Annotated in this window: 1 protein-coding gene; it reads left to right on the top strand. The window is 52.0% G+C overall.

Features of this window, described 5'->3' with window-relative positions:
* Positions 1-176: 176 nt before the first annotated feature.
* Positions 177-1,016, top strand: an 840-nt coding sequence (gene tyrB / locus R7Z41_RS24575; RefSeq protein ID WP_318141715.1) for an aromatic amino acid transaminase, incomplete at its 3' end; no start/stop codon positions are given.

Raw genomic sequence — 1,016 nt, 5'->3', positions numbered from 1 at the left:
AATAAGTTGATGTTCTTTCATGCTCTTATAAAGGTCGTGCCTCTGGCGGATGTACGTTTGTCATGAGTCTCACTCTGTTGCTAATTGCCGTTCGCTCCTGAACATCCACTCGATCTTCGCCTTCTTCCGGTTTATTGTGTTTTAACCACCTGCCCGTAAACCTGGAGAACCATCGCGTGTTTCAAAAAGTTGACGCCTACGCTGGCGACCCGATTCTTACGCTTATGGAGCGTTTTAAAGAAGACCCTCGCAGCGACAAAGTGAATTTAAGTATCGGTCTGTACTACAACGAAGACGGAATTATTCCACAACTGCAAGCCGTGGCGGAGGCGGAAGCGCGCCTGAATGCGCAGCCTCATGGCGCTTCGCTTTATTTACCGATGGAAGGGCTTAACTGCTATCGCCATGCCATTGCGCCGCTGCTGTTTGGTGCGGACCATCCGGTACTGAAACAACAGCGCGTAGCAACCATTCAAACCCTTGGCGGCTCCGGGGCATTGAAAGTGGGCGCGGATTTCCTGAAACGCTACTTCCCGGAATCAGGCGTCTGGGTCAGCGATCCTACCTGGGAAAACCACGTAGCAATATTCGCCGGGGCTGGATTCGAAGTGAGTACTTACCCCTGGTATGACGAAGCGACTAACGGCGTGCGCTTTAATGACCTGTTGGCGACGCTGAAAACATTACCTGCCCGCAGTATTGTGTTGCTGCATCCATGTTGCCACAACCCAACGGGTGCCGATCTCACTAATGATCAGTGGGATGCGGTGATTGAAATTCTCAAAGTCCGCGAGCTTATTCCATTCCTCGATATTGCCTATCAAGGATTTGGTGCCGGTATGGAAGAGGATGCCTACGCTATTCGCGCCATTGCCAGCGCTGGATTACCCGCTCTGGTGAGCAATTCGTTCTCGAAAATTTTCTCCCTTTACGGCGAGCGCGTCGGCGGACTTTCTGTTCTGTGTGAAGATGCCGAAGCCGCTGGCCGCGTACTGGGGCAATTGAAAGCAACAGTT

It is taken from the genome of Vibrio sp. 1457, assembly GCF_033340195.1.
GTDB classification, from domain to species: Bacteria; Pseudomonadota; Gammaproteobacteria; order Enterobacterales; family Vibrionaceae; genus Vibrio; species Vibrio alginolyticus.
Note: the sequence above shows the minus strand (reverse complement) of the source record. Positions and strands in the feature narration are given on the sequence as shown.